The following is a 23,831-nucleotide window of genomic DNA, read 5'->3' as shown; positions in this document are numbered from 1 at the left end:
GGCTTTTCATTGGGGTTGGATTGGCGGCTGAGCTCAGCTCTGGCCGGCGCGCAGTCCGGCGGCGATCTCGCGGTTGATGTTGATCAGCACGGTGAGCTTGTTGGCCGAAGGCTCGGCCTGGATGGTCATCGTCTGCTTCATCACGAACAGGCCGAGATTGGCGATGTTCTCGCGCAGCGCCTTGGGCAGCTGGCTTTCCTCGCCGGTCACCGAGCCGAGGAACACCGTCCACAGCTTGCGGTTGAACATCAGGGCGGCGGTCAGTTCGTGACGCTCGTTCTCCCAGTCGTCACGCACGCGCTGCATCTGGCCGGCAGCTCGAGAGAGGAGGTTGGCCTCGAGGAGACGAGGATTGACCGTCTGCCTGCCTACCTGCTGGTAGGCGAGCGCCGCACTATTCTGCATTGCCGAGGAGTTCCTGTTCGTACTGGATCAGCTTTTTCGCAGCCTTGAGTGCTTTGTACAGGGAGCCGGTTAATATCTCGTTATTGATTTCGTCAACAATGCGGATTGTTGATGGCGCTGCCGTGATGATGTCGTTGACCAGTTGAAAGTAGTCCTGGGTCAATCGTTCGACGTTTTCATGAATGTACATGAGCTGTACGGCCAAGTAGATGCGCTTGGCGGGACTGGTCGCGGTGTCGAAGGTCAGGATGTCCTTCTCACGGAGGATTGGCGCCTTGCCATCGATGAACAGCCGGGTGCGCTGATCCGAGTTCGTAATGACACAGTTGCCGACGATCAGGCGTTCGCCCGGCTTCAACTCGACCTTTAACGACATGTCGGTGGTTCAACCCCGTGATTCCGTGGTGCAGCATACTGCATGCGCCGCGTCACCAAAACGCTACCGGCGGAAGGCGAATGCTAGGGCTCCGAGGCCGAGCAGGATAATCAGCCCGCCGCCGACAATGAATGGCGCCGGGACGCCAAAGCCGGTGACGATCAGGCTGCCAAGCAGCGGCGCGGCCATCATCGCGGTGGTCATCGCTGCTTCGCCGGCCGAGCTGACGCGGGCGATCCGGTCCGGCGGAGTTTCGGACTGGATCACCGAGCGATAGGGCACCAGCATGAACACGGTCGTGCCACCCATCACTGCCATCACCAGAACAGCGGAAAGGGGATGGCGATCCCTGAGGCGGCAGCCAGTGCCGTGCCGACGGTCACCGGCCCCGAGACCAGTGCGGCGAGCGCCATCAGCAGCAGTGGCCGGTTCGGCCGCATCAGCCCGGCAAGCGATGCGCCGATCATGCCGCCGATGCCGGAGGCGGTGACGGTCAGGCCGAAGGCCGTCGCGTCGTAGCCGAGCTGGCTGGTGAGCAGGGCAATCTGCGTGTCGTAGAGGAAGAAAGTGAAATTCGCCGCCGAGGCGAAGATCAGCACGGCGAGCAGCAGCCGGTTGCGCCCGAACTCGGCGATACCACCGGCGACGCGGGCGAGAAAGGGTTCCTCGGCGTCATGTTCGACATGGGCCCGCGGCGGCAGTTGCAGCCCTAACAGGATGAGGAACGCCGCGACCGACAGCACGCCGTTGATGGCAAACACCCCTTGCGCCGGCACCAGCGCCAGCAGCAGCCCACCACAGGCCGGTGCGACGATCTTGCTGGCCTGGTTGATGCCCTGGTGCAGGCCATTGGCGGCCATCAGCAGCGGCTCGGGGGTGGTCAGTTGGATGGCAGACTGCCGAGCCGGGGTGAAGGCGGAATCAACGATGCCGCGCAGCAGCACGATCAGCAGCAGGATCTCGACATTGGGGGCGATCACCAGCGCGAAAGTCAGCACGCCGCGGCCGAGATTGGAGAGCAGCAGCACCAGCTTCAGGTCCGCCCGGTCGACCCAGGCGGCGAGCAGCGGCCCGGCGACGACGTAGGGCAGGGCGAAGGCCAGCGCCAGCAAGGCAAGCCTACCGGGCCCTCGCCCCAGACATAGGCGATGAGGGCGACAACGGCGACATAGTCGAACCAGTCGGCAAAATCGGCCGGAATGGCTGCAAACAGCAGCCGGCGCTGCGCCGGGATGCTCAGAATGTCTCGGTACGGCGTCATGGCGGCGACGATGGCCTGCGGCTTTACGAGCTGGCAACGGAAAAGGCGGGCCGCAACCCGCCTGTCCTCAGGTTGCTGAGGGGAATCCGTGCTTTGTCACAGGTGGCTCCTCACCCACGGTGTCACCCCGGCGAAGGCCGGGGCCCATCCTGAGATGGAGGGGCCCGCGCAAGAGCCGGCACACCTCAGGATGGGTCCCGGCCTTCGCCGGGATGACATCGAGTTCTGAGGTACTGCTGGTGGCAAACTCGGCAATAGGAGCAGACACCCCCGAAGCCTCTGCGATCAGAACAGCCGCAGCACCGCCTGATCGGCCTGCGAGGCCATCGACAGGGCAGTGGACGACAACTGCTGGCGGGTCTGCAAGGCGAGGAGGTTCGCCGCTTCCTGGTTGGTGTCGGCAAGCGTGAGGTTGGCCGCGCCGGTCTCGAGCGTGTTGATCATCGACTTGGTAAAGTCGTTGCGGTTCTCGACGATCGACAGGTTCGAGCCGAAAGCCGAGGCCTGCGAGCGCAGCTTGCCCAGCGCATCGCCGAGCTTGCCGAGCCGGGCGTCGAGCGAGACATCGCTGTCGAAGTCGACGGCGACGGCGGAGGCGATGCCGAGCGTGGTGTTGTTCACCGAGGTCGGGTCGCCGTCAGAATCCTTGGCCTGGATGTCGATGGTCGAGGTGCCGGATTCGTTGAAGGTGAGCTTCAGCTTGTCGCCGCGCAACAGGTTGATGCCGTTGAACGAGGCGTCGTCGGCGAGCTTGTCGAGCTGGTCGCGCAGTTCGTTGAACTGCTTGACCAGGTTCTTGCGCACTTCGTTGCCATTAATGGTGGCCTCGCCAGTGGTGCCGTCAACTTCGCCGTCGGAGCCGACACCGTTTACGGTCAGCTTTTCGGTCGAGAGGTTCTCGATGCGCAGCTTGCCGTTATCGTTGGAGGCGCGGACCTTGTCCTTGAGCGCCGTGTGGGCGTTGATTTCCTGAACCAGCGCGTCGACTGTCTTCACCGAGCCGCCACTAGCGGCGGTCCCGGGGGTCGAGGTGCCGGTTTGAAGTGACAGCGGCGAAAGATCGGTGTCGCCGTCAGGGTCGAAGTCAGAGACGAAGCTCAGCGCGACCGACGATGTGGCACCGGTCGTCGATGAACTCAGTGCCAGCTTTCCGCCAATGATCGATGCGGTAACTCCGGTTACGCCCTCGTCGGTCAGCAGTTCGTTGAACTCTGCCGCGCTGTCCAAAGTCATATCGTTATTGCCGACACCGATCAGCTCGGCACCGCCGAACAGGAAGGTCTGGGCCGGGCCGCCGTCGACCGAGACGCTGAACCTTTCGTAGTCGGCAGCGTCGCCGACGGTAACGGGCGTGAAGTTCGCAGCCGTTGCATAGGTGCCGGCTGTGGCTCCACCCGAGGCGGTGTTGAGGCCAACCGACACCGGCGTCGCCCCCACGGCGCCGCCCTCGAACGAGATCGTCTTTGCCGCCGCAGTGCCGATCGCCGCGGTGTCGACCGCAAAGCTCTGCGTCTTGAACGACTTGTCCTGCCGCGCCTGGCGCAGCGTCGACTGCATGGCCTCGACGGTCTTGGTGATCGAGCTCAGGCCGTTATCGGCGGCCTCGATGGTTTTGATGCCGTTCGACATCGAGTCGAGGAGGTTTGACATGTCACTGGCGCGGCTGTTGAGCGACGCGGCAGTGAAAAAGTTGGTGGGGTTGTCGAGTGCCGAGTTGACCTTGAGGCCAGAGGCGAGTCGTCCCTGGGTCTTGGCCATCGAAGCGGCGGTCGACTGGAGCGAGAGGAGGTTCGAACGAACCGCCTTGGAGAGGTTTACGTCAGCCACGTCACAAACCTTCTGGTCTGTCTAAATGCCCGCGTCCTGGGGCTCGGCTCGTCAATATGCTGTATTTATCGCGCCTTAATCGGAAACAGCCGGTTAATTCGAGGCCGAAGAACAGTCTTGCTCTAAAGAAAAAGGCGGGCCGGAGCCCGCCTTCGTCTTGTCTTGCGACGTTCTTCTTAGAACAGACGCAGCACGGCCTGATCGGCCTGCGAGGCCATCGACAGCGCCGTCGAAGACAGCTGCTGGCGGGTCTGCAGGGCGAGGAGGTTCGCCGCTTCCTCGTTGGTGTCGGCAAGCGTGAGGTTCGCCGCACCGGTCTCGAGGGTGTTGATCATGTTCTTGGTGAAGTCCTGGCGGTTCTGCACGATCGACAGGTTCGAGCCGAAGGCCGAAGACTGCGAACGCAGGGTCCCCAGGGCGTCGCCGAGCTTGCCCAGCTTGGCGTCGATCGACGCGTCGCTGTCGAGGTCCTTGTCGGCAACCGAGGTGATGCCAAGCGTGGTGTTGTTGATCGAGGTCGCGTCGCCATCGGAATCCTTAGCCTGGATGTCGATGGTCGAAGTGCCGGTCTCGTTGAACGTCAGCTTGAGCTTGTCGCCGCGGAGCAGGTTGATGCCGTTGAAAGACGCGTCATCAGCCAGCTTGTCGAGCTGGTCGCGCAGTTCGTTGAACTGCTTGGCCAGGTTCTTGCGGACTTCGTTGCCGCCAATGGCGGTCTCGGCGGTCGAGCCGTCGATTTCACCATCCGAGGCCACACCGGTCACGGTCAGCTCTTCGGTCGAGAGGTTCTCGATGCGGAGCTTGCCGTTGTCGTTGGAGGCGCGGACCTTGTCCTTCAGCGAGGTGTTGCCGTTGATCTCGGAAACGAGAGCGTCAACGGTCTTCACCGCACCCGCGGCCGTGGCAGCAGCGCCAGCAGCGGAAGCGCCACCGTTGACACCGACACCAGTGACAGTGGTGTTGTTGTCAGCGTCGGTCTCGGTGAAGCTGGAGATGGCCACCGAGGAGTTGGTGCCGGTCGTGGCGGAGGTCAGAACCAGCTTGCCCGAACCGTCGACCGAAGCCGTGACGCCAGTGACGCCGGCGTTGGTCAGCAGCTCGTTGAACTCGGCGACATCGTCCAACGTATCGTCGTTGTTGCCGACGGCAGCCAGTGTCGTCTGGTCGATCGTCACGGTGGTGGCGGTGCCACCATCGACGGCGATCTGGAACGAGACACTGTCAGCAGCGTCGGTGATGGTCGTCGCAGCGAAGTTGGCGGTCGAGGTGAACGTACCCGCGGTAGCGGCCGAGCCGGCGCCGGTGGTGTTCAGGTTGACGCTGACTGCGGTCGAGCCGACAGCACCACCCTCGAACGACAGCGTCTTCACCGCGGACGTGCCAACGGCGGCAGTATCGATCGCGAAAGAACCGGTCTTGAACGACTTGTCCTGACGCGCCTGGCGGAGCGTGGACTGCATCGACTCGACGGTCTTGGTGATCGACGAAAGGCCGTTGTCCGCAGCTTCAATCGTCTTGATGCCGTTGGACATGGAGTCGAGCAGGCTCGCCATATCCGAAGCACGAGAGTTAAGCGAAGCGGCGGTGAAGAAGTTAGTCGGGTTGTCGAGCGCCGAGTTCACCTTCAGACCGGTGGCGAGACGCTCCTGCGTCTTGGCCATGGACGAAGCGGTAGACTGGAGGCTCAGCAGGTTCGAGCGAACTGCCTTTGACAGATTTACATCAGCCATTTTGGAGGCCCTTTCTGGGTCCGTACTCAGTTACTAAACCGTCTCTCCTGAGACGCGGCTGGATCATCGATCGCGACCGGCAAAAGAAGTCTTAAGTTCGATCGCTGAATTGAAGTTTGCCTCGGACATTGGAGGCAAATGTCCTGGGCATTCGAGGCAAAGTTAATGAGCAGTTTGCTCAATGCTTCGAACTGGTACGCAAAGCCGCTTAGGCAAAGAAAAGGCGGGCCGAAGCCCGCCTTTCATGTTCCGAGATAGCTTGCGTTAGAACAGGCGCAGCACGGCCTGGTCGGCCTGCGAGGCCATCGACAGCGCCGTCGAGCTAAGCTGCTGGCGGGTCTGCAGGGCGAGCAGGTTCGCCGCTTCCTCGTTGGTGTCGGCCAAGGTCAGGTTCGCCGCGCCGGTTTCCAGCGTGTTGATCATGTTCTTGGTGAAGTCGGTGCGGTTCTGCACGATCGACAGGTTCGAGCCGAAGGACGAGGCCTGCGAGCGGAGCTTGCCGAGCGCAGTACCGAGGATTTCCAGCTTCGCATCGAGCTTGGAGTCGAGGTCGAAGTCGGAGTTGACGACGTGGTCGATGCCCAGGGTGGTGTTGTTGATGGCGATCGGGTCGCCATTCTCGTTTTTGGCCTGGATGTCGATGGTCGAGGTGCCGGTCTCGTTGAACGTCAGCTTGAGCTTGTCGCCGCGGAGCAGGTTGATGCCGTTGAAGGAGGCATCGTCGGCGAACTTGTCGAGCTGGTCGCGCAGTTCGTTGAACTGGGTGACGAGGTTCTTGCGAACGGTATTGCCGCCGATCTCGCCGGTATTGGTGGTGCCGTCGACTTCGCCGTCCGTGCCGATGCCGGTGACGGTCAGCTCTTCGGTCGAGAGGTTCTCGATGCGGAGCTTGCCATTGTCGTTGGAGGCGCGGATCTTGTCCTTCAGCGAGGTGTTGGTGTTGATCTCCTGGACCAGGGCATCGACCGTCTTCACCGCACCAGCGGCCACAGCAGCCGCGCCACCAGCGGACGCGCCGCCGTTGACGCCCAGGCCGGTAACCGTGGTGTTGTTGTCGGCGTCGGTTTCGGCAAATGCGGAGATCGCCACCGAGGAGTTGGTCCCGGTGCTGGCCGAAGTCAGAACGAGCTTTCCCGTACCGTCGACCGAAGCGGTGACGCCAGTGACGCCGGCATCGGTCAGTAGTTCGTTGAACTCGGCGACGTCGTCGAGAGTGTCATCGCCATTGCCGACGGCAGCGAGGGTGGTCTGGTCGATCGTAACGGTGGTGGCGGCGCCACCATCGACGGCGATCTGGAACGACACACTGTCTGCGGCGTCGGTGATGGTCGTCGCAGCGAAGTTGGCGGTCGAGGTGAACGTACCCGCGGTGGCAGCAGAGCCGGCGCCGGTGGTGTTCAGGTTGATGCTCACCGGCGTAGTGCCGATGGCGCCGTCCTCGAACGACAGCGTCTTTACGGTCGCGGTGCCGATGGCGGTCGCGTCGAGCGCATAGGACATGGTCTTGAACGACTTGTCCTGGCGGGCCTGACGCAGGGCGGACTGCATCGACTCGACGGTCTTGGTGATGGAGGTAACGCCGTTATCGGCGGCCTCGATGGTCTTGATGCCGTTCGACATCGAGTCCAGCAGGTTTGCCATGTCGGACGCACGACTATTCAGCGACGCGGCAGTGAAGAAGTTGGTCGGGTTGTCGAGCGCAGTGTTCACCTTGAGGCCGGTGGCGAGACGCTCCTGCGTCTTTGCCATCGAGGCAGCAGTGGACTGGAGGCTCAGCAGGTTCGAGCGAACCGCCTTTGACAGGTTAACTTCCGGCATGGGTGGAATCCCTTCTGGCTAAATCGATAATCTCGTCCTGAGATTGAGAGGGATCGTAGCCTCGGCCGGCTTAAGAATGGTTAACGGCATGCTTCCGAACGCAGTTAATTTTGTGTTCCGTGACGAGCCGATGTCGCCCGCAATGCCTTGGATATCTTGGGGAAACCGGCGTTTCGGCAGTTCTTGCCGAGCATACGTCGGATCACTCGTGGTTAGGGAATTGGCTGCCGCCGACGCAGAATCGTCAGGGCTCAGACGAGCCGATCGTGCAGCGCCAGCGAACCCTGCGCCGGCAGGTCGGCACTGCCCAGGCGAAGGATGATCTCGCGATCGCTGGTGGGCTTGGGCGGTAACTGCCCGGAGAGCAGGGCCGCGGCGAAAGCCGAGCCCGGCGGTGGCGGCGGCGCCGGCAATGGCGGCAGCAGTTGCGCGGCGCTGTTCTGCGGGGGAGGTGGCGGCGGAGCGTCCGGCTGCTCCGATCCCTGACGGGAATCGCCGAGCAGCGTGCGCGACCGATAGTCCGCGACGGCTCCGAGTCCCATGTTGATCGGTTCGGGCGCTATTCTGGCGCTCATGGACCGGCATTCCTAATTGCCACTTAGCGGGCAACCATGCCGGTCCAGGCTTTCACCCCGCTTTCGCGGTTGGGAGCAATTTGCTGAAAACTATATGGATCAGAGCGCGCGGTTGATCGATACGCCGCTGGCGGCCTGCGGTGGCTGGCCGGCGATTTCGCCATTGGCGCCGTAGGTCTTGGGGCGGGCCTTGGCGCTAATCGCCTTGGCCACATCGGTGAGGAGCTCCTCGGTGACCGAGCGGGCGGTGGCGATAACGCGCAGGTTCTCGGCCATCTGCGTGGCCAGCCGATCATGTCCGCCGAGCAAGGCGTCGACCAGAGCCGGGGCCTCGGCGCGCAGCCGAGCCGACTGGCGCTGTACCGAGCGGGCAAAGCCCATGTAATCTTGGGCGAGGCGAGTCTTTTCAGCGGTCAGCTGGCCGGCATCCTTGGCGCGGCCGGCGCGGAGCAGGGTGGTCTCCTGGTTCAGCACCACGACCAGGCTTTCGAGCGTTTCCATGGCGAGGCCGCAGAGCTCGGCGGCGGGGAGGGAGTCGAGGGCCGCGAGGCGTTCGGCAGCAGCATTCATCATTTCAGCGCTCCGCTGGTTCTTGGCGTTGTTGTGTTCTTGGGGATGGAGTTCTGCGCGGCTTCCTGCGCCGCGATGAGATCGGGCAGCAGCGCATCGGCGAGGCCGACGCCGCCAGAGCGGGCCAGCACGTCGGCCATCTGCTCGGCCTGCATGCCGCGCCAGGTTTCCTCGGCAAAACCGCCACCCATGGCGCTTTCGTCGGTCTTCAACGAGGCGAACATTTCCTTCATCAAGGTGTTGAGGAAAACCCCCTCAAGGTCCTTTGCCTGCTCGCGAAGGTGCCCAACCTGGGCGGGCGAGAGCGTCGTCGTTTTGTTTTGGCCGGCAAAGCCGAGGCCCGAGGCGGAGCTCAGCATCACAGCACCTCGATCTCGGCTTGCAGCGCGCCGGAGGCTTTCACGGCCTGGAGGATGGCGATGAGGTCGCGCGGGCTGATGCCCAGCGCATTGAGGCCATCGACCAGCTCCTGCAGGCTCACCGATTCCGGCACCACCGCGAGGTTGGTTTCGGTGGTGTTTACCGAGAGGTCGGTGCGTGGCTCTACTGCGGTCTGGCCGAGGCTCAGTGGGTTCGGCTGCACCACGGTGGGGCTCTCGGCAATGGTCACCGTGAGGTTCGACTGGGCCACAGCGACGGTCGAAACCCGCACGTCCTTGCCCATGACAATGATGCCGGAGTTCTCGTCGATAACGATCTTGGCCGGCAAGTCGGTCTCGATCACCAGCTGCTCGATGTCGGTCAGGAGGTCGACGATGTTGCCGTTGAAGTTGCGCGGCAGGTTGAGCCGGATGGTCGCCGGATCTTCGGGGGTGGCGCAGGGCACGCCGATGAAATCGTTGATCGCCAGCGCGATGCGGCGCGAGGTGGTAAGGTCGGGGTTGCGCAAGGCCAGCCGCAGCGTGCGCTGGGCGCCGAGCACGAAGCCGATCTCGCGCTCGATCAGGCCGCCGGAAGAGATACGGCCGGTGGTGGGGACGCCCGAGACCACCGAGGCGGCGTCGCCTTCGGCCGAGAAGCCGTTGATGGTGACCGAACCCTGGGCGATGGCATAGACCTCGCCATCGGCGCCGAGCAGCGGGGTGACCAGCAAGGTGCCGCCCTGCAGGCTCTTGGCATCGCCGAGCGAGGCGACATTGACGTCGAGGCGCGAGCCCTGGGTCGAGAAGGCCGAAAGGTTCGCCGTCACCATCACTGCCGCGACGTTGCCCGTACGCATGTTCTCGCCGCGGGTATTGACGCCCAGCCGCTCGAGCATGGCCTGCAGGCTCTGCTTGGTGAAGGGCGAGTTGTTGAGCCCGTCGCCGGTGCCGTTGAGGCCGACCACCAGGCCGTAGCCAACCAGCTGGTTGTCGCGGACGCCCTCGATGTTGACGACATCCTTGATGCGGGCGGCAGCGGCGTAGGTCACGCTTGGCTGCGGCAGCAGCAGCAATGCCGTCATAAGACCAAGCAGTGCGCGTTTGAGGTTGAATTTAGCCATCTGGCAGTCCCCGGAGTGCGGCACATCCCCATGCGCCGTGATTGCCAGTGGTGTTGCGAGAACCGTGCCAGTTTCGCCAATACGTTGAAATTGCACGAGATTGGCGCTCGGCCAGTGGGTTTGGATGATGCTGGTCGGCAAGTCCTGCCGGGTGCATTAACGTTTGCTTAACTGCTGGCGGCAGATTTTGCCGGGCAATGGCAGGCAGGTGAGTCCGGTGCGGATCGAGAACAATGTGCGGGTAGGCAATGTGGCGGGGCGCTCGGCGGCCGGCCGCAGCTCGTCCGGCGTGGCGTTCGAGATCGGGCAGGGGCCGCAGGCCCAGGAGGCGCGGCCGACCGCAACGATCGCCGCCACCACTTCGCTCGATGCATTGCTGGCGTTGCAGGCGGTCGAAGATCCGCTGCTCAGGCGCAAGAAGGTGGTGCGTCGCGGCAACCAGCTGATCGATACGCTCGAGGGGCTGCGCGGCGACCTGCTGGTCGGCCGGATGGCCGAGGGACGCCTCAACCAGCTCATGGCTGTGTTGACCCAGGCGCGGGAGCACAGCGAGCCCGGATTGGACGCTTTGCTCGACGATATCGAGCTGCGCGCCAGGGTCGAACTGGCCAAGCGCGGACTGTACCCCGCCTGACACAGTTGGCGCCTCTCCACTCACGGATTAATCACCAAGCTTTTGAAAGCTTGCGAAGCATGCCCTTGCGCCACTATAAGGCCCGCCATTAGGGGCGTTTTGGAATCGAGTCAGAATGTCGACTGAAGTTCTTGAATACCGACCTACTCAGGACGAACCGTTTATGAACCCGCGGCAGCGGGAGTACTTCCGGCAGAAGCTGGAGCGGTGGAAGAGCGAGATCCTCGCAGAAAGCCGCGAAACGCTCGAGAACCTGCAGGAAGAAAGCCAGAACCATCCGGATATGGCCGACCGCGCCTCCTCGGAGAGCGATCGGGCACTTGAACTCCGCACCCGTGATCGGCAGCGCAAGCTGATCTCGAAGATCGATGCGGCGCTCAAGCGGATCGAGGATAACACCTACGGCTATTGCGAAGAAACCGGCGACCCGATCGGGATCGCCCGGCTCGACGCCCGGCCGATCGCCACGCTCTCCCTGGAAGCCCAGGAAATGCACGAGCGGCGCGAGAAGGTGTACCGCGACGAATGACAAGAAGGCCCGCAGCGATGCGGGCCTTGTTGTTTGTGGCTCCGGCTAGTTCGCTGACAGGCCCGGCCCGGGAGCACGGCCCTTGCGCCATGTACCGGGCGGGAGTCCGACCACCTTCTTGAAGGCTCGGTTGAAGGCTGCCTCGGAGTCGTAGCCGACCTGGGCGCCGGCCTGCGCGACGCTTATGCCTGGATTTTCCAGCAGCCGCGCTGCCAGCTGCATGCGCCAGCGCGCCAAGTATTGCATTGGCGGATCGCATGCATAGTGGGTGAAGCGGTTGGCGAAGACCGTCCGCGACAACCCGACGGCGCGCGCCAGGCCCTCGAGTGTCCAGTTTGCCGCCGGCTGGCCGTGGATCAGACGAAGGGCCTGGCCGACATGCGGGTCCTTCAGCCCCGAGAGCCAGCCGCGAGCATCCTCGGGCAGGCCTTCCACATATTCACGGATCACCTGCACGAACATCAGCTCGGCAAGCTTGGCAAGAACCGTCTCGCCACCCGGGTTGCCCCGGTCAGTCTCCGAGACGGCATGATGGACGAGGTTGACCAGCCAGCCCTGCCGGGCGGTACCGCGTCCATGCAGGACCCGGGGCAGCGATTTGATGAATGGGTTGTAGGGACGGATATCGCAGCCGAGATAGCCGCAAACGAAGCGGCAGGAGCCGATGCTGGAGCCTTCGTTGACGACGTAGGGCAGTTGGCGATCGATCGGATGATGGTACATGGCGAGGTCGGGTTTGGCCCGCATGCCGATCGCCGAGCAGAGGGCATGCGCATCGTCCATCGGAAAGGCAACGATGTCGCCGGCCTCGAGGCGAAGCGGCTCGGCTGAGCCGTCGGTCATCTCCACCCAGCAGGCGCCCTCGATCAGGGTGTGGAAGAAGAACACGTATTGCGAGTTCGGCATCACCTTGCTGGCTATCACCGAGGCGCGCGGCGCTTCCGCGACCCAGGGCTCGCGGAAAGTGCTGTCGAAGAATATCGCGCCGGTTAGCCGTACGGCGGCAAGCACGTCTGAAAGAACGTCCATTCGCAGGCACTCCGCGCGGCCGGAATTACCGCAACACGGGACAAAATGCCTTCCTCGATATGCATCGACTATCACCGAAACGACTGGGCGAGGCAAGGCGCAGCGCCCCGACGTTCTTGCCGTGTCGGGTCCGGACGCCCGAGCAATGAAACGGGACGATCGGATATTCGTCAGAATGGAGAGCGTGGGTAGCTTTTGCCGGCTGATCGATTTCTGGGAGGACAGCATGCATGACGAGGACATCAACAGCTTTGCCGGCAACCTGAGGGGTACGCTCATCCGAGCCAGCGACACCGCCTATGACGGTGCCCGCAAGCTCTATAACGGCATGATCGACAAGCGGCCGATGCTGATCGCGCAATGCGTCGACAGCGGCGACGTGATCACGGCGGTGAATTTCGGACGCGAGCACGGCCTCGCCATTGCCGTGCGCGGCGGCGGACACAACGGGCCGGGATTTGCCAGCGTCGACAATGGTCTCGTCATCGACCTTTCGATGATGAAAGGCGTGCGGGTCGATCCCAAGGCGCAAACGGTGCGGGTGGGGCCGGGGTGCACGACGGGTGATGTCGATCACGCGACGCATGCCTTCGGCCAGGCAGTGCCCTTCGGCATCATCTCGACTACCGGCGTCGGCGGGCTCACCCTGTCGGGCGGGCACGGGTACCTGAGCCGACAATACGGGCTGGCGATCGACAGCCTGATCGAAGCCGACGTGGTGCTGGCCGATGGCAGCTTCGTCACCGCCAGCGAGACCGAGAACAGCGACTTGATGTGGGCGTTGCGCGGCGGCGGCGGCAATTTCGGCGTCGTGACGAGCTTCCTGTTCCGAACCCACCCGGCGAAGATGCTGTATGGTGGCCCGATCATCTTCGATCTCAGCGATGCCGAGACGGTGATGCGGTGGTATCGGGCGTTCCAGGAGGGGGCGCCAAAGGATTTCTACATCTGGCTTGGGCTGCAGTCAGTCCCACCCGGCGACCCGTTCCCGAGGGAGCACTGGGGCAAGAAGATGTGCGTCCTGCTGGTTGCGCATAACGGTGAGAATGCCGAGGCGGCGGTGAATCGCATACGGGCCGAGCTCCCGGCGCCGATCATCGACTGGGCCGGGCCGATCGCCTATCCGGCGCTGCAGAGCATGTTCGATGCGCTCTATCCGACGGGGTTGCAGTGGTACTGGAAGGGCGATTTCGTCGAGACGCTGTCGGATGAGGCGATTGCGGAACACCTGAAGCATGCCGCCACGGTGCCCACTCCGATTTCGGCTATGCACCTCTATCCGATCGATGGCGCGGTCCATGACCGGGCGAGCGGCGATACGGCCTGGAACTGCCGCAACGCGCGCTGGTCGATGGTCATTGTCGGGGTCGATTCGGATCCAGCCAGGGCAGGGGCGCTGAAGGATTGGGCCAATGGCTACTGGAATGCGGTCCACCCCTACGATCTCAGCGGGGCCTATCCGAACTTCATGATGGAGGAAGGCGAAGCGCGGGTTCGGGCGACCTATGGCGACAACTACTCCCGGTTGGCCAGCCTCAAGGCCAAGTACGACCCGACCAACCTCTTCCACGTCAATCAGAACATCCGGCCGTCGGCCTAGTCCGACTCCTGGTTCGCGATGACGCTACAGCCGTAGCGTCATCGCAACCCGAGCTGCGATCAGCCGGGTGAAGAATCGGAGCGGCACGCCCGTGACGCTTGGCAGGTCAGCCGGCACGGCGACGTCGGCGGGCACAAACCTGGTCTGGATGCGCATTTCCAGCGGCTGCGCCGGCGGGACGATGCGGTCGCGATAGACCGGGGTCCAGTGCAGCACGGATGGGAGCCGCGCCAGCATGGCTGAGTTGCAGCAGCTGGCGACCATGCGGCTGGTGGTCGAGTCCGATTTCAACCTGTAGCCCTCGAGCAGCTCGGCGCCCTTGGTGCCGTGCACCCGATCATTGCGATAGAGCAGGTAAGGCGTGCCGGCGCCGGCATCCAGAATCGCTGGTGCGCCGGGCAGGGCTTCGATCAGGCGAGAGCCGGCCTGGCAGTCATCGCAGTGGCAGACGAGGCTGATTACCGGCGCGCCGGTCAGCTCGAGTTCGACATTGCCGCAGGCACAGCGTGCCACATACCGCACCGTCATCGCTTCGTTCTGCCATAGGCGGCGAGGAAGACTCGTACACCGGCCTCGGCGTTGCGACGCAGTTCGGCCTGCGAGGGAATGGCATCGTCGCCGAGCAGCATGGCCTGGTTCAGCGGAGCCGACATAATCAGCCAGTTGAAGTGTTCCGCCGCGGTTGCCGGGTCGTCGACAGCAAGCAGGTCGCGTTTGGCCAGGCCCTCGAACACAGCGGCCAGCATCTTCATGGCGCGTGCCGGGCCGCGCTCGTAAAGCACACGGGCCAGTTCGGGGAAGCGCGTCACCTCGCCGATCACCAGGCGCCGCAACTGCATGATGCGGGGCGTCAGAACGACGGTCAGCTGCCGTAGCGCATATTCGACGAGGTAGTCAGCGAGGTCCTCGTCCGGCCCGAGCTGCGCCACGTCGTTATGCACGGTGTCGCCGGCGCCAGTGGTCATGCCGCCGACGATCTCGACGAACAGCGCCTCCTTCGAAGAGAAGTGCTTGTAGACGGTCTGCTTTGACACGGCAGAGAGGGCGGCGATCTCATCCATGTTGGTGCCGAGATAGCCGCTTTTCAGGAACACCTCGGTGGCGGCGTCGAGAATGGCCCGGCGTTTGCGGGCAGAGCGGCCATCGCCTTCCGCATCCGCGTGTTCGTTCACTTCCGAGCCCATCGACCTGCCACTTTCCAAAAACCTTCACAGCCCTGATTGACATCACAGTACTGGACAGTCTAGTTTCTGACAACAGCGCAGAACTGGACGGTCCAGTTCTGAATGGGTTGGCGGCAGCGCCGTCATACGAGAAGCAGGGAGAGCTTGAATGTCGAACCGAAGCTTCGTGCTGGTTGCCACTGTGGTCGGAGCGCTTGCCCTGCCGATCCCTGGCACGCTGGCAGAGACCGCAATGCAATCGCCTGAAAATCACACCGCAGGAGACGTTTCGATGACCAACCACACCAGATCGGCCACCCTCAAGGTCCCGGGCGCGACGCTTTACTACGAGGTGCAGGGCAGCGGCCCGACGCTGCTGATCATCCCCGGCGGTCCACAGGATGCGGGCGTGTTCGCCGAGCTGTCGCAGCGCCTCGCCGACCGCTACACCGTGGTCGCCTACGATCCGCGCGGCAATTCGCGCTCGACGTTTGACGGCGAGATCAAGCCGCTGCTGATGGACCAGCAGGCGGATGACGCCGCGGCGCTGATCGAGGCGCTGGGCAATGGCCCGGCCTATGTGTTCGGCACCAGCGGTGGTGCACAGATCGGGCTCAACCTCGCGGCACGGCACCCCAAGCTGGTGCAGGCGCTGGTGGCGCATGAGCCGCCGTCGATGATGCTGATGGACGATCCGAGCGAGGCCGTGGCGGCCGACAAGGCGCTCTACGACACCTACGTCAAAGACGGCGTCGATGCGGCGATGGGGATGTTCTTCTCGATGAACGGGCTCGAGGAGGCGGGCGACGCGACCGAAGCGCCGCCGGAATTCGAGATGCCGCCGGAAGAGGCGGAAACCTTCGCCCGGGTCAGCGGCAATTTCGAGTACTGGCTGGCGCACGGCATGCTGCCGCTGTCGCTCTATACGCCGGATGTGGCGACGCTGAAGGCAGGCAGCCCGAAGATCGTCGTCGCCATCGGCGTGGCGTCGGCCGGCCAGCCGATCGAGGAAATGAGCCTGGCGCTGACCAACACGCTCGGCATCGCGCCGACGAAATTCCCCGGCGATCACATGGGCTTTGGACCCCAGGCTGCCGCGTTTGCGGACGCGCTGCACAGCTCGTTCGCCAACTGACGGAGGCAAGCATGCATATCCAGTTCGCCGAACTGCCGGTGTTCGACCAGGACCGGGCCATCGCCTTCTATGTCGACAAGCTCGGCTGCGAGGTGGTTGCCGATGCGCCGATGGGCGCGGATGGCTGGCGGTGGGTCGAAGTGAAGTTCCCCGGCGCCCGCACGGCGCTGCACTTCCTCCGCCGCCCCGACGACAAGCCATCGGCCGAGCCGGTGCTGGTGCTGGTCGAGGCCGACGTGGCGGGAGCCATCGAGCGGCTCCGCGCCAAGGGCGTCGAGATCACCACCGAGCCGGGCGAGGCGCCGTGGCAGCCGGGCCGGGTGGTGGCGGAGTTCCGCGACAGCGAGGGCAACCGGATGGTGATCGGCAGCTACTGAATCTGGAGGTCCCGGCGTGAGTCGGGACCTCCGGTTTTCAGTCAGCGGAAAGTGCGGAACGACGAGATGTTGCCGTCCAGCCACCAGGGCAGGGTGGCGACATCGCGGTTGAAGTCCTCGCAGCGGCGGAAGTTGCGATCCTCGCAGACCTCAACCGTCATTGAGCCGCTGATGCTGATCGAGGCGATGCGGTTGTTCCAGGAGCCGAGATCCCGGTTGCTGTCGCCGACGCCGACGCAGAAGCTGCGGCCACGGAAACGGATGTCGTCGTAGAAGCAGGCCCGCCGCCGGACGTTCGAGTCGCCGCCGCCACCGCCGGTCCGTGACAGGAAGTTCTGCGACACCCAACCGCTAGGGCCGCCGTGGTTGACCCAGCACCAGCCGCCGTTGCAATTGCTGATGCGCACGCTCTGGCCGGCGCGCAGCACGTCGACAACGGCATAACTGGTGCCCGGACCACGACGGACGTTGACGTTGGAGGTCGCCACGGCGTTGCCCACGCCACTGCCGCCCCCGGGGTTGTCGGGAACGATGACAAACGTCTCTTGCGCCAGCACCTGGGGCACCGCTCCCAGGCCAGCAGCCAGCATCGCCGCAATGAATAGTGCTCTTATCATAACGATCTCCTCAACCCGGCTGGAAACAGACGCGCGCACTGTGCGGTTTCGTACAGAACGCGAGAAGTGTTGGCCGTCCGTTGCGCAAGTACTACCATTCAAAGCGGCGAATTGATGCGCATGGCGCGCTGTTCAGTTCAAAATCGTTGAACCGGTCGCGTAAATAGTTGCATCTTATTTGATGTCACATGGCCATCCGGCGCAAGCGGAAGCTTAGGCAATAGCTGCGATGGCTGCTGGTGTTCGTTGGACGCGGAGAGCCGACATGGCCCGCAACAAGCCGCTTGGCCGGCCAAAGGCGAGGAGGCGACGTTGAGCACCGCTCCGCGGCATATCCGCGAACCGTCCTATTTCGACGCGGTGGCGCCACTGGTGGTGCTTGCCGTGCTGATCGCCGGTGCGGTGACGCTGTTCGGGCTCAAGGCGACGGATGGACCGCTGCAGGTGGCGATTATTCTCGCGGCAATGTTCACCTCGTTCATTGTGCTGAAGAATGGGCACAGCTGGGAGGAAGTGGCCGAGGCCGGGCGTAAGGGCGTCTCCTCGGTGGTCGGCGCCATCTTCATCCTGTTCGCGGTAGGGGCGCTGATCGGCACCTGGAATATGGCCGGGACCATCCCGACGCTGGTCTACTATGGCATCCAGGTGATCAATCCGGACTGGTTCTACCTCGCCTCTCTGCTGGTCTGCGCCGCCATCGCCATGGGCATCGGCAGCTCGTGGACCACGGCGGGCACAATCGGGGTCGGGCTGGTGGGGCTGTCGTTCCTCGCCGGCGTCTCGCCCGCGATCACCGCAGGAGCCGTGATTTCCGGCGCCTATGTCGGCGAGAAGCTGTCACCCCTATCCGAGACGGCCATCCTTGCCGCGCAGCTCACCGGCACCACCATCTACGCGCATTTGCGGGCGCAGGTCTGGAGCTCGGTGCCGGCGCTGCTCGTCGCCGCCATCGGCTTCGGCATCTTCGGCTGGGCCGACAGTTCGAGCGGCGCGAGCGACAGCGTGATCGCCTCGGAGCTTTCGGCGCTGTCGACGCTGTTCAACATCACACCGCTGACCCTGCTGCCGCTGGTGCTGCTGATCGTCTTGTCGATCTTCAAGGTGCCGCCATCGCTGGCGATCATCGGCTCGGCGCTCGCTGCGGCGGTGCTGGCGCCGTTGCTGCAATCCGAGGCGGTGCTGCGCTTCGTCAACGACCCCGAGCTGGCGCCGGCCGCCGCCTACCTCAAGGCCGGGTGGCAGGCGATGGGCACCGGGTTCGAAGCCAACTCGGGCATCGAGGTGGTCGACAGCCTCTTGTCGCGTGGCGGCATGGCGAGCATGCTGCTCACCATCTGGCTGATCCTCGGCGCCCTGGTCTACGGCACGCTGCTCGATGAGTTCGGGCTGCTGCTGAAGCTGGTGACGCCGGTGCTGATGCGGGCCCGCAGCACCGGCTCGCTGATCGCCACCGTGGTTGGCACGGCGTTCGGACTCAATATCGTCGCCGGCGACCAATATGTGGCGGTGGTGCTGCCGGCGCGGATTTTCCGCGCCGAGTTCAACAAACGCGGTCTCGCCGCCACCAACCTGTCGCGGGCAGTGGCGGATGGCGGCAGCGTCACCTCGCCGCTGATCCCGTGGAATTCCTGCGGCGCCTATATGGCGGCGGTGCTCGGCGTGCCGACACTGGTCTACCTGCCGTTCTGCCTGTTCAACATCGCGAGCCCATTGGTCACGTTGCTGCTGGGGTTCAGCGGGTTTCGGATCGAGCCGGTGGAGCCGAAGGTGGAAGAGGCGGATTCAGTCTCGCCTTAGGGTGTTCCACCGATGGACGCCCCACCTCCGCTGTCATCCCAGCGAAAGCTGGGATCCATTTCTCAGCCCGCGCAGGTGGTGAGTTGGGTCCCAGCTTTCGCTGGGATGACAGCGGAGGTGAGGCGACCATCGAGCCTAACCGCGGCGCGGCTGCAGCCAAATGGCGCAATATCCTATGCCACCGCCTCGCGACTATCGTCCAACGCGCCCACCATGTACTGCACCAGTTCGGACGCGTTGGTCTCGCCGGTGCGTTTCTCGGTGACCTTGCGGCCGCGATGCATCACCACGATGCGGTCGGCGACGGCGAAGACGTCGGGCATGGTGTGGGTAATGAGGATCACCGGCACACCTTGGTCGCGGAGGCGGCGGATCAGCTCCAGTACCTTCTGCTGCTCGGGCACGCCGAGATTATTGGTCGGCTCGTCCATGATCATCAGCCGCGCCTTCCAGTAGATGGCGCGGGCGATGGCGACGGCCTGCCGCTGGCCGCCCGAGAGACTCTCGATCGGCTGGGTGAGGCTGGGGAACTGGATATCGAGGGTTGCGAGGCTCTGCTCGGCCTCGGCCAGCATCAGCTTGTCGTTGAGCGTGTTGATCAGCCCGCCGAGATAGCGGTGTTTCACCTCGCGGCCGAGGAAGATGTTGGCGGGCACGTCGAGATTGTTGGCCAGCGCCAGGTCTTGGTAGATCGTCTCGATGCCGGCGCTGCGCGCGTCGATGGGCTTGGGGAAGCTGACCGGCTTGCCCTCGAAGCGGATCTCGCCCTCATCGGGCAGGTGAACGCCGGAAACGCACTTGATCAGCGTCGACTTGCCGGCGCCGTTGTCGCCGAGCAGCGCCACCACCTCGCCGGGGTTGATGTCGAGGCTGACATCGTTGACCGCGGTGAGGCCGCCGAAGCGCTTCACCAGGTTGCGGATCGACAGAACCGGTTCGCTCATGACCCTCTCCCGCGGCGGCCGAGGATCAGGTCGCGTGACTGGTCGATGAGCACGGCGATGATCACCACCGCGCCGACGACAATGAATTGCCAGAAGGCCTGGACGTTCATCATCACCAGCCCGGTGGTCAGCACCGCGATGATGAGCGCGCCGATCACCGTGCCGATGATCGAGCCGGCGCCGCCGAACAGGCTGACGCCGCCGATGATCACCGCGGCGATGGAGCTCAAAAGCAGCGGATCGCCGATCACCGCCGAGCCAGCAGTGAAGCGCAGCGTCGAGAGGAACCCGGCAATGCCGGCGGTGACCGAACTCAGCATGTAGAGCTTGACGATGTGGCGATCGACCGGGATGCCGGTGCGCAGCGCCGCCTGCATATTGCCGCCGATGGCATAGGTATGCCGGCCGAACTGGGTGCGGTTGAGGATGAACATGCAGATGATCACGACGATGGCCGTGATCACCACGGGCCAGGTGAAGATGCGATCCATCTGGCGCAGCATGGCGCCGGTGACGTCGGGGCGGAAGAACGCATAGAAGCCGCCACCTTCGCCGTTGACGACGTAGAACAGCGATTCATTGCCATAGTCGCGGATATCGGCAGGCAGGCCGATGACGGTGGTGTTCTCGGAGAACAGCAGCGCCATGCCGCGCACGATGAAGGATGAGCCGAGCGTCACGATGAAGGCCGGGACCTTGAGCTTGGCGATGATCAGGCCATTGACCAGGCCGACGCCGGCCGAGGCACCGACCGCGGCGAGGAAGCCCAATGTTGCGGCGAGAAACAGCGGCGCGCCGGCATTGAACGAGGCGCGGATGGCGTGAGCCGAGACCACCGAGGCGAGGCTCATTACCCAGCCGACGCTGAGGTCGATCCCCGCCGAAATGATGACGAAGGTCTGCCCCAGTCCGAGCAGCAGCACCGGAGTGATGGCGACGAGGATGTTCATCGCGTTGCGCAGCGTCAGGAAGGTGGCGCCGCCGGAGAGCGGCACGACGATGATGAAAAAGGCGATCATCAGGCCGAGGAACGCCCAGGCCCAGAGCCGGCTGGCGAGGAGGATGAAACGCTTGTCGGGCGAGAGCCGGGGCTCCGCTGGAATTGTCTTGCTGTCGGTCACGGCTGCCCCGGCTTGGTGAGAGACGGCGGTGGCCGGAGACCTGAGGCCTCCGGCTGCTCGTGCGGGATGGTCAGTTCACCTTGTAGATGAAGCGTGCGTATTCGGGATCGGCGACATTGTCTTTGTCGATGATGGCGAAGCCGGTCTCGACGCGGCGCGGCAGGCTGGTGACGCCGGCGGCATCGGCGACGGCGAATTGCACCGCCATATAGCCCATGTCGAAGGGCTTCTGCGCCAGCACCAGCGACACCACGCCCTTGCCCATCAACTCGATGGCTTCGGCCGTCGCGTCATAGGCCACGACCTGCACATGCCCGCCGAGGCCGGCATTGACCACTGCGTTACCGGCGCCACCGGCGCTGAACACGTTGGTGCCGAACACGCCGGCGAGGTCGGGGTTCTGCTCGATCACCGCGGCGGTCTGCTGCGCGGCCTTGTTCTGGTCATCGAGGTTGTAGTCGGGGCCGAGCACCTTGATGTCGGGGAACTCGTTCTTCATCACCTCGGCAAAGCCTTGCTCGCGGCCTTCGACCGACGAGACGTTGGGGTTGGTGGAGTTGATGTAGACCGTGCCCTTGCCGCCGATCGCCTTGGCGAGGCCGCGGGCCGAGATACGGCCACCTTCGACGTTGTCGGAGCCGATATAGCTGATCGGGAATTTCACCGGACCGTTGGCATAGTCGCCATCGCCGAGGAAGGTGTCGACGGTGATCACCTTGATGCCGGCATCGAGTGCTGCCTGCAGCGGCGCCACCATCTGATCCTTATCGGTGGGGGCGGTGATGATGTAGTTGAGGTCGCCTCGCGCCACCAGCGCATCGAGGATCGGGGTCTGCGCTTCGACACCCCAGGTCGGCGGGACCTGGGTCACCACTTCGACGCCGAGGTCCTTGGCCGCGGCTTCGACGCCCAGTTGCATGACCTGGTAGAACGGATCGACCACGCCCGGCAGGAAGCCGATCTTGATGTCGGCGGCGGAAACGGTGGCCGTAGAGAGTAATAGCGTGCCCAGCAGGGCAGCAGTCATCGTCGACGCGTTACGCATCGAAACCTCCCCTTATTGTTGTGATCCGGCGGCTCCTTTGAACTCCTCCGCCAGATCACCAACGATAGGCCCGCGCGCTCACATTTGTAAACTGGCCGGATATATTCAAACCGCGCTAGGGCAACACGATTTCGCGCTCGATGCCGATTGCCGCGAGGAAGTCGCGGTCGTGGCTGACCACCAGCAGCGCGCCGTCATAGGCGGCGAGGCCAGCCTCCACCGCCTCGATGGCGTGGATGTCGAGGTGGTTGGTCGGCTCGTCGAGGATCAGCAGTTCGGGCGGCCGGCCGCTGCCGATGGTGCAGGCGAGGCCGGCGCGCAGCATTTCGCCACCGCTGAGCTGACCGACCGGTTTCAGCGCGGCGTCGGCACGGAACATGAAGCGGGCGAGGGCGGAGCGCGCCGTGGTCTCGCCATCCTCGGGGTTGAGCCGCAGGTAGTTCTCGCGAATGGTCTCAAGCGGATCGAGGAGGCTGACTTCCTGGTCGAGCAACGCATGCCGCCGCGCGATGCGAACCGCACCGGTCACTGGGGCAAGGGTGCCGGTGATCAGCCGGAGCAGGGTGGTCTTGCCGGAGCCGTTGGGGCCGGTGATCGCCACACGCTCAGGCCCCGTGATGGCAAAGCTCAGGGTCCGGATCACCGGCTGTTCGGGCACTGGGCCGCCGGTGAGCCGATCGAGCTGCAGCACCGTGGTGCCATTAGCGAGGCCGCTCGGCTCGAGCTTCACCGCCATCGGCTGCAGCACCTCGATCTCGGCCTTGGCGGCGGCGAGCGCCGTGCTGGCTGAGGCGCGGCGCCGTTCACTGAGCTTCATCTGCTCGCCGCTGGTGTTCTCCGCGTTCATCTTCATGCCGCCCAGCATGATGCGCGGGATATCGCCCTTGGCGGCTTTCCGCGCCCCGGCGCCATCCTTCTTGGCTTTGCGCTCGCGCATCAGCTGCGTCTTGCGGTCGAGCTCGCCGAGGGTGCGCTCGGCAGAAGCGAGGCCCTGTTCGGCGGCCGCCAGCTCGATTGCCTTGCGTTCCTGGTAGAGATCCCAGTTGCCGCCATAGGTGCGGGCGCCGATCGTGGTGAGCTCGACAATGGCGTCCATCTCACGCAGCAGCGCGCGGTCGTGGCTGACCACGATGGCGGCGCCGCGCCAGCGTTTCAGCAGTTCCGTGACAGCCGCCCGGCCATCGCGGTCGAGGTTGTTGGTGGGCTCGTCGAGCAGCAGCATATCCGGCTGGTCGATCAAGAGCGCTGCCAGCGACAGGCGGGTGCGCTGGCCACCGCTCAGCGTGGCGGTGGGTCGATCGAGGGCGAGCCACGGCAGGCCGACATCGGCGAGGGCCGTCTCGATCTTTGCTGGCAACAGCCAGTCGGCCCCTTCGGCATCCTCGAGCGAGCCGGTGCCAGCCTCGAGCCGGTCGAGCCGGGCCAGCTGCTCGGCGCAGCCCAGCGCGTCGGCGACGCTCGCATCGGAGCGTTGCACCGTCTGCCGCAACACGCCGAGCGTGCCGGAGACGACGATCTCGCCGCTGGAGGGCGCGAGTTCGCCGAGCAGCAGTTTGAGCAGCGTGGTCTTGCCGGTGCCGTTACGGCCGATCAGGCCGGTGCGAACCGGGCCGAAGGAAAGATCGAGATCTGAGAAGAGGTTGACGCCATTAGGCGTCTTGTAGCTCACCGCTTTGAGCGAAATAGAACCGGGCATGGTTGGACTCCGGGTGACGGATCAGGGTGGTTTGATCGGTCATGCGGATATCCATTGGGACCTGCCGGTTGGTGCTGCGGATGGGCGGAAAATAGGGAG

The 23,831-nt window shown here is 64.2% G+C and carries 25 protein-coding genes; 6 read left to right on the top strand and 19 right to left on the bottom strand.

Annotated features, from left to right (window positions below; all coding sequences use genetic code 11):
- Positions 1-33: 33 nt before the first annotated feature.
- From flaF to ACSQ23_RS16045, 11 genes are all read right to left on the bottom strand, one after another.
- Positions 34-405, bottom strand: a complete 372-nt coding sequence (flaF, locus tag ACSQ23_RS16095) for a flagellar biosynthesis regulator FlaF (RefSeq protein WP_055882398.1) — start codon at positions 403-405, stop codon at positions 34-36.
- Complete coding sequence (flbT, locus tag ACSQ23_RS16090) at positions 395-781, bottom strand: flagellar biosynthesis repressor FlbT (RefSeq protein ID WP_055882395.1); 387 nt, start codon at positions 779-781, stop codon at positions 395-397. Before flbT ends, flaF begins: the two co-directional genes overlap by 11 nt.
- 63 nt (positions 782-844) lie before the next feature.
- Positions 845-1,090 (bottom strand): hypothetical protein, encoded by a 246-nt coding sequence (locus tag ACSQ23_RS16085; protein ID WP_436091190.1) that lies wholly within the window; start codon positions 1,088-1,090, stop codon positions 845-847.
- Between the two features lie 8 nt (positions 1,091-1,098).
- Entirely contained in the window at positions 1,099-1,893 is a 795-nt protein-coding gene (locus ACSQ23_RS16080; RefSeq protein ID WP_436091189.1) for an MFS transporter, read from the bottom strand.
- A 434-nt stretch (positions 1,894-2,327) separates the two neighbouring features.
- On the bottom strand, positions 2,328-3,869 hold the full coding sequence (locus ACSQ23_RS16075) for a flagellin (RefSeq protein WP_436091188.1): 1,542 nt from the start codon (positions 3,867-3,869) through the stop codon (positions 2,328-2,330).
- Between the two features lie 176 nt (positions 3,870-4,045).
- The gene (locus tag ACSQ23_RS16070) at positions 4,046-5,599 is read right to left on the bottom strand and encodes a flagellin (RefSeq protein ID WP_436091187.1); all 1,554 of its coding nucleotides are present in this window, start codon (positions 5,597-5,599) and stop codon (positions 4,046-4,048) included.
- Positions 5,600-5,863: 264 nt separating this feature from the next.
- Positions 5,864-7,417: a flagellin gene (locus ACSQ23_RS16065; RefSeq protein ID WP_436091186.1), complete on the bottom strand. Its 1,554-nt coding sequence runs from the start codon at positions 7,415-7,417 to the stop codon at positions 5,864-5,866.
- Positions 7,418-7,668: 251 nt separating this feature from the next.
- A complete protein-coding gene (locus tag ACSQ23_RS16060) occupies positions 7,669-7,992 on the bottom strand; it encodes a hypothetical protein (protein ID WP_436091185.1) in 324 nt (107 codons plus the stop codon).
- Between the two features lie 99 nt (positions 7,993-8,091).
- Positions 8,092-8,565 (bottom strand): hypothetical protein, encoded by a 474-nt coding sequence (locus ACSQ23_RS16055; RefSeq protein ID WP_436091184.1) that lies wholly within the window; start codon positions 8,563-8,565, stop codon positions 8,092-8,094.
- Entirely contained in the window at positions 8,562-8,921 is a 360-nt protein-coding gene (locus ACSQ23_RS16050) for a rod-binding protein (protein WP_436091183.1), read from the bottom strand. Before ACSQ23_RS16050 ends, ACSQ23_RS16055 begins: the two co-directional genes overlap by 4 nt.
- Entirely contained in the window at positions 8,921-10,045 is a 1,125-nt protein-coding gene (locus ACSQ23_RS16045) for a flagellar basal body P-ring protein FlgI (protein ID WP_082533449.1), read from the bottom strand. The genes ACSQ23_RS16050 and ACSQ23_RS16045 overlap by 1 nt, the downstream gene beginning before the upstream one ends.
- Before the next feature lie 217 nt (positions 10,046-10,262).
- Here ACSQ23_RS16045 and ACSQ23_RS16040 point away from each other — a divergent pair, with 217 nt between their 5' ends.
- Positions 10,263-10,679 (top strand): flagellar assembly protein FliX, encoded by a 417-nt coding sequence (locus tag ACSQ23_RS16040; RefSeq protein ID WP_436091182.1) that lies wholly within the window; start codon positions 10,263-10,265, stop codon positions 10,677-10,679.
- 115 nt (positions 10,680-10,794) lie between these two features.
- Positions 10,795-11,208, top strand: a complete 414-nt coding sequence (dksA, locus tag ACSQ23_RS16035) for an RNA polymerase-binding protein DksA (RefSeq protein WP_055882371.1) — start codon at positions 10,795-10,797, stop codon at positions 11,206-11,208.
- A 45-nt stretch (positions 11,209-11,253) separates the two neighbouring features.
- Here dksA and ACSQ23_RS16030 read toward each other — a convergent pair whose 3' ends face one another.
- Positions 11,254-12,237, bottom strand: coding sequence for an AraC family transcriptional regulator (locus tag ACSQ23_RS16030; protein WP_056000416.1), 984 nt, complete (start codon positions 12,235-12,237; stop codon positions 11,254-11,256).
- A 175-nt stretch (positions 12,238-12,412) separates the two neighbouring features.
- On the opposite strand from ACSQ23_RS16030, the gene ACSQ23_RS16025 reads away from it, so the two are divergent.
- Positions 12,413-13,837: an FAD-binding oxidoreductase gene (locus ACSQ23_RS16025; protein WP_436091181.1), complete on the top strand. Its 1,425-nt coding sequence runs from the start codon at positions 12,413-12,415 to the stop codon at positions 13,835-13,837.
- A 24-nt stretch (positions 13,838-13,861) separates the two neighbouring features.
- On the opposite strand, the gene ACSQ23_RS16020 is transcribed toward ACSQ23_RS16025, so the two are convergent.
- Positions 13,862-14,365: a GFA family protein gene (locus ACSQ23_RS16020; RefSeq protein ID WP_436091180.1), complete on the bottom strand. Its 504-nt coding sequence runs from the start codon at positions 14,363-14,365 to the stop codon at positions 13,862-13,864.
- Complete coding sequence (locus ACSQ23_RS16015) at positions 14,362-15,021, bottom strand: TetR/AcrR family transcriptional regulator (RefSeq protein WP_436091179.1); 660 nt, start codon at positions 15,019-15,021, stop codon at positions 14,362-14,364. Before ACSQ23_RS16015 ends, ACSQ23_RS16020 begins: the two co-directional genes overlap by 4 nt.
- Positions 15,022-15,169: 148 nt before the next feature.
- Between ACSQ23_RS16015 and ACSQ23_RS16010 the strand changes: the two genes are divergently transcribed.
- Positions 15,170-16,135 (top strand): alpha/beta fold hydrolase, encoded by a 966-nt coding sequence (locus ACSQ23_RS16010; RefSeq protein WP_436091178.1) that lies wholly within the window; start codon positions 15,170-15,172, stop codon positions 16,133-16,135.
- A gap of 11 nt (positions 16,136-16,146) precedes the next feature.
- The gene (locus ACSQ23_RS16005; RefSeq protein ID WP_436091177.1) at positions 16,147-16,512 is read left to right on the top strand and encodes a VOC family protein; all 366 of its coding nucleotides are present in this window, start codon (positions 16,147-16,149) and stop codon (positions 16,510-16,512) included.
- 41 nt (positions 16,513-16,553) lie between these two features.
- On the opposite strand, the gene ACSQ23_RS16000 is transcribed toward ACSQ23_RS16005, so the two are convergent.
- The gene (locus ACSQ23_RS16000; RefSeq protein ID WP_082528257.1) at positions 16,554-17,129 is read right to left on the bottom strand and encodes an SH3 domain-containing protein; all 576 of its coding nucleotides are present in this window, start codon (positions 17,127-17,129) and stop codon (positions 16,554-16,556) included.
- Positions 17,130-17,441: 312 nt separating this feature from the next.
- On the opposite strand from ACSQ23_RS16000, the gene ACSQ23_RS15995 reads away from it, so the two are divergent.
- Positions 17,442-18,926, top strand: a complete 1,485-nt coding sequence (locus tag ACSQ23_RS15995) for a Na+/H+ antiporter NhaC family protein (protein ID WP_248310560.1) — start codon at positions 17,442-17,444, stop codon at positions 18,924-18,926.
- Between the two features lie 173 nt (positions 18,927-19,099).
- Here ACSQ23_RS15995 and ACSQ23_RS15990 read toward each other — a convergent pair whose 3' ends face one another.
- The 4 genes from ACSQ23_RS15990 to ACSQ23_RS15975 form a co-directional block, all read right to left on the bottom strand.
- Positions 19,100-19,870: an ATP-binding cassette domain-containing protein gene (locus tag ACSQ23_RS15990; RefSeq protein WP_055882354.1), complete on the bottom strand. Its 771-nt coding sequence runs from the start codon at positions 19,868-19,870 to the stop codon at positions 19,100-19,102.
- A complete protein-coding gene (locus ACSQ23_RS15985) occupies positions 19,867-20,991 on the bottom strand; it encodes an ABC transporter permease (RefSeq protein ID WP_055882351.1) in 1,125 nt (374 codons plus the stop codon). Before ACSQ23_RS15985 ends, ACSQ23_RS15990 begins: the two co-directional genes overlap by 4 nt.
- 70 nt (positions 20,992-21,061) lie before the next feature.
- Positions 21,062-22,036: an ABC transporter substrate-binding protein gene (locus ACSQ23_RS15980; RefSeq protein WP_055882348.1), complete on the bottom strand. Its 975-nt coding sequence runs from the start codon at positions 22,034-22,036 to the stop codon at positions 21,062-21,064.
- Between the two features lie 115 nt (positions 22,037-22,151).
- A complete protein-coding gene (locus ACSQ23_RS15975) occupies positions 22,152-23,732 on the bottom strand; it encodes an ABC-F family ATP-binding cassette domain-containing protein (protein WP_436091176.1) in 1,581 nt (526 codons plus the stop codon).
- Positions 23,733-23,831 lie beyond the last annotated feature (99 nt).

The sequence above is a fragment of the Devosia sp. LjRoot16 genome (assembly GCF_964252795.1).
Lineage (GTDB): Bacteria > Pseudomonadota > Alphaproteobacteria > Rhizobiales > Devosiaceae > Devosia_A.
This window is presented reverse-complemented; position numbering and strand designations above follow the sequence as displayed.

What these genes read in the sequence shown, in the direction of transcription:
- ACSQ23_RS15980 (WP_055882348.1), bottom strand. Translation starts at nt 22,036, where the DNA reads ATGCGTAACGCGTCGACGATGACTGCTGCCCTGCTGGGCACGCTATTA.
- ACSQ23_RS16010 (WP_436091178.1), top strand. Translation starts at nt 15,170, where the DNA reads ATGTCGAACCGAAGCTTCGTGCTGGTTGCCACTGTGGTCGGAGCGCTT.
- flbT (WP_055882395.1), bottom strand. Translation starts at nt 781, where the DNA reads ATGTCGTTAAAGGTCGAGTTGAAGCCGGGCGAACGCCTGATCGTCGGC.
- flaF (WP_055882398.1), bottom strand. Translation starts at nt 405, where the DNA reads ATGCAGAATAGTGCGGCGCTCGCCTACCAGCAGGTAGGCAGGCAGACG.
- ACSQ23_RS16065 (WP_436091186.1), bottom strand. Translation starts at nt 7,417, where the DNA reads ATGCCGGAAGTTAACCTGTCAAAGGCGGTTCGCTCGAACCTGCTGAGC.
- ACSQ23_RS16000 (WP_082528257.1), bottom strand. Translation starts at nt 17,129, where the DNA reads ATGATAAGAGCACTATTCATTGCGGCGATGCTGGCTGCTGGCCTGGGA.
- dksA (WP_055882371.1), top strand. Translation starts at nt 10,795, where the DNA reads ATGTCGACTGAAGTTCTTGAATACCGACCTACTCAGGACGAACCGTTT.
- ACSQ23_RS16015 (WP_436091179.1), bottom strand. Translation starts at nt 15,021, where the DNA reads ATGGGCTCGGAAGTGAACGAACACGCGGATGCGGAAGGCGATGGCCGC.
- ACSQ23_RS16070 (WP_436091187.1), bottom strand. Translation starts at nt 5,599, where the DNA reads ATGGCTGATGTAAATCTGTCAAAGGCAGTTCGCTCGAACCTGCTGAGC.
- ACSQ23_RS16085 (WP_436091190.1), bottom strand. Translation starts at nt 1,090, where the DNA reads ATGGGTGGCACGACCGTGTTCATGCTGGTGCCCTATCGCTCGGTGATC.
- ACSQ23_RS16005 (WP_436091177.1), top strand. Translation starts at nt 16,147, where the DNA reads ATGCATATCCAGTTCGCCGAACTGCCGGTGTTCGACCAGGACCGGGCC.
- ACSQ23_RS15975 (WP_436091176.1), bottom strand. Translation starts at nt 23,732, where the DNA reads ATGCCCGGTTCTATTTCGCTCAAAGCGGTGAGCTACAAGACGCCTAAT.
- ACSQ23_RS16025 (WP_436091181.1), top strand. Translation starts at nt 12,413, where the DNA reads ATGGAGAGCGTGGGTAGCTTTTGCCGGCTGATCGATTTCTGGGAGGAC.
- ACSQ23_RS16060 (WP_436091185.1), bottom strand. Translation starts at nt 7,992, where the DNA reads ATGAGCGCCAGAATAGCGCCCGAACCGATCAACATGGGACTCGGAGCC.
- ACSQ23_RS16055 (WP_436091184.1), bottom strand. Translation starts at nt 8,565, where the DNA reads ATGATGAATGCTGCTGCCGAACGCCTCGCGGCCCTCGACTCCCTCCCC.
- ACSQ23_RS16050 (WP_436091183.1), bottom strand. Translation starts at nt 8,921, where the DNA reads ATGCTGAGCTCCGCCTCGGGCCTCGGCTTTGCCGGCCAAAACAAAACG.
- ACSQ23_RS16020 (WP_436091180.1), bottom strand. Translation starts at nt 14,365, where the DNA reads ATGACGGTGCGGTATGTGGCACGCTGTGCCTGCGGCAATGTCGAACTC.
- ACSQ23_RS16045 (WP_082533449.1), bottom strand. Translation starts at nt 10,045, where the DNA reads ATGGCTAAATTCAACCTCAAACGCGCACTGCTTGGTCTTATGACGGCA.
- ACSQ23_RS15990 (WP_055882354.1), bottom strand. Translation starts at nt 19,870, where the DNA reads ATGAGCGAACCGGTTCTGTCGATCCGCAACCTGGTGAAGCGCTTCGGC.
- ACSQ23_RS16030 (WP_056000416.1), bottom strand. Translation starts at nt 12,237, where the DNA reads ATGGACGTTCTTTCAGACGTGCTTGCCGCCGTACGGCTAACCGGCGCG.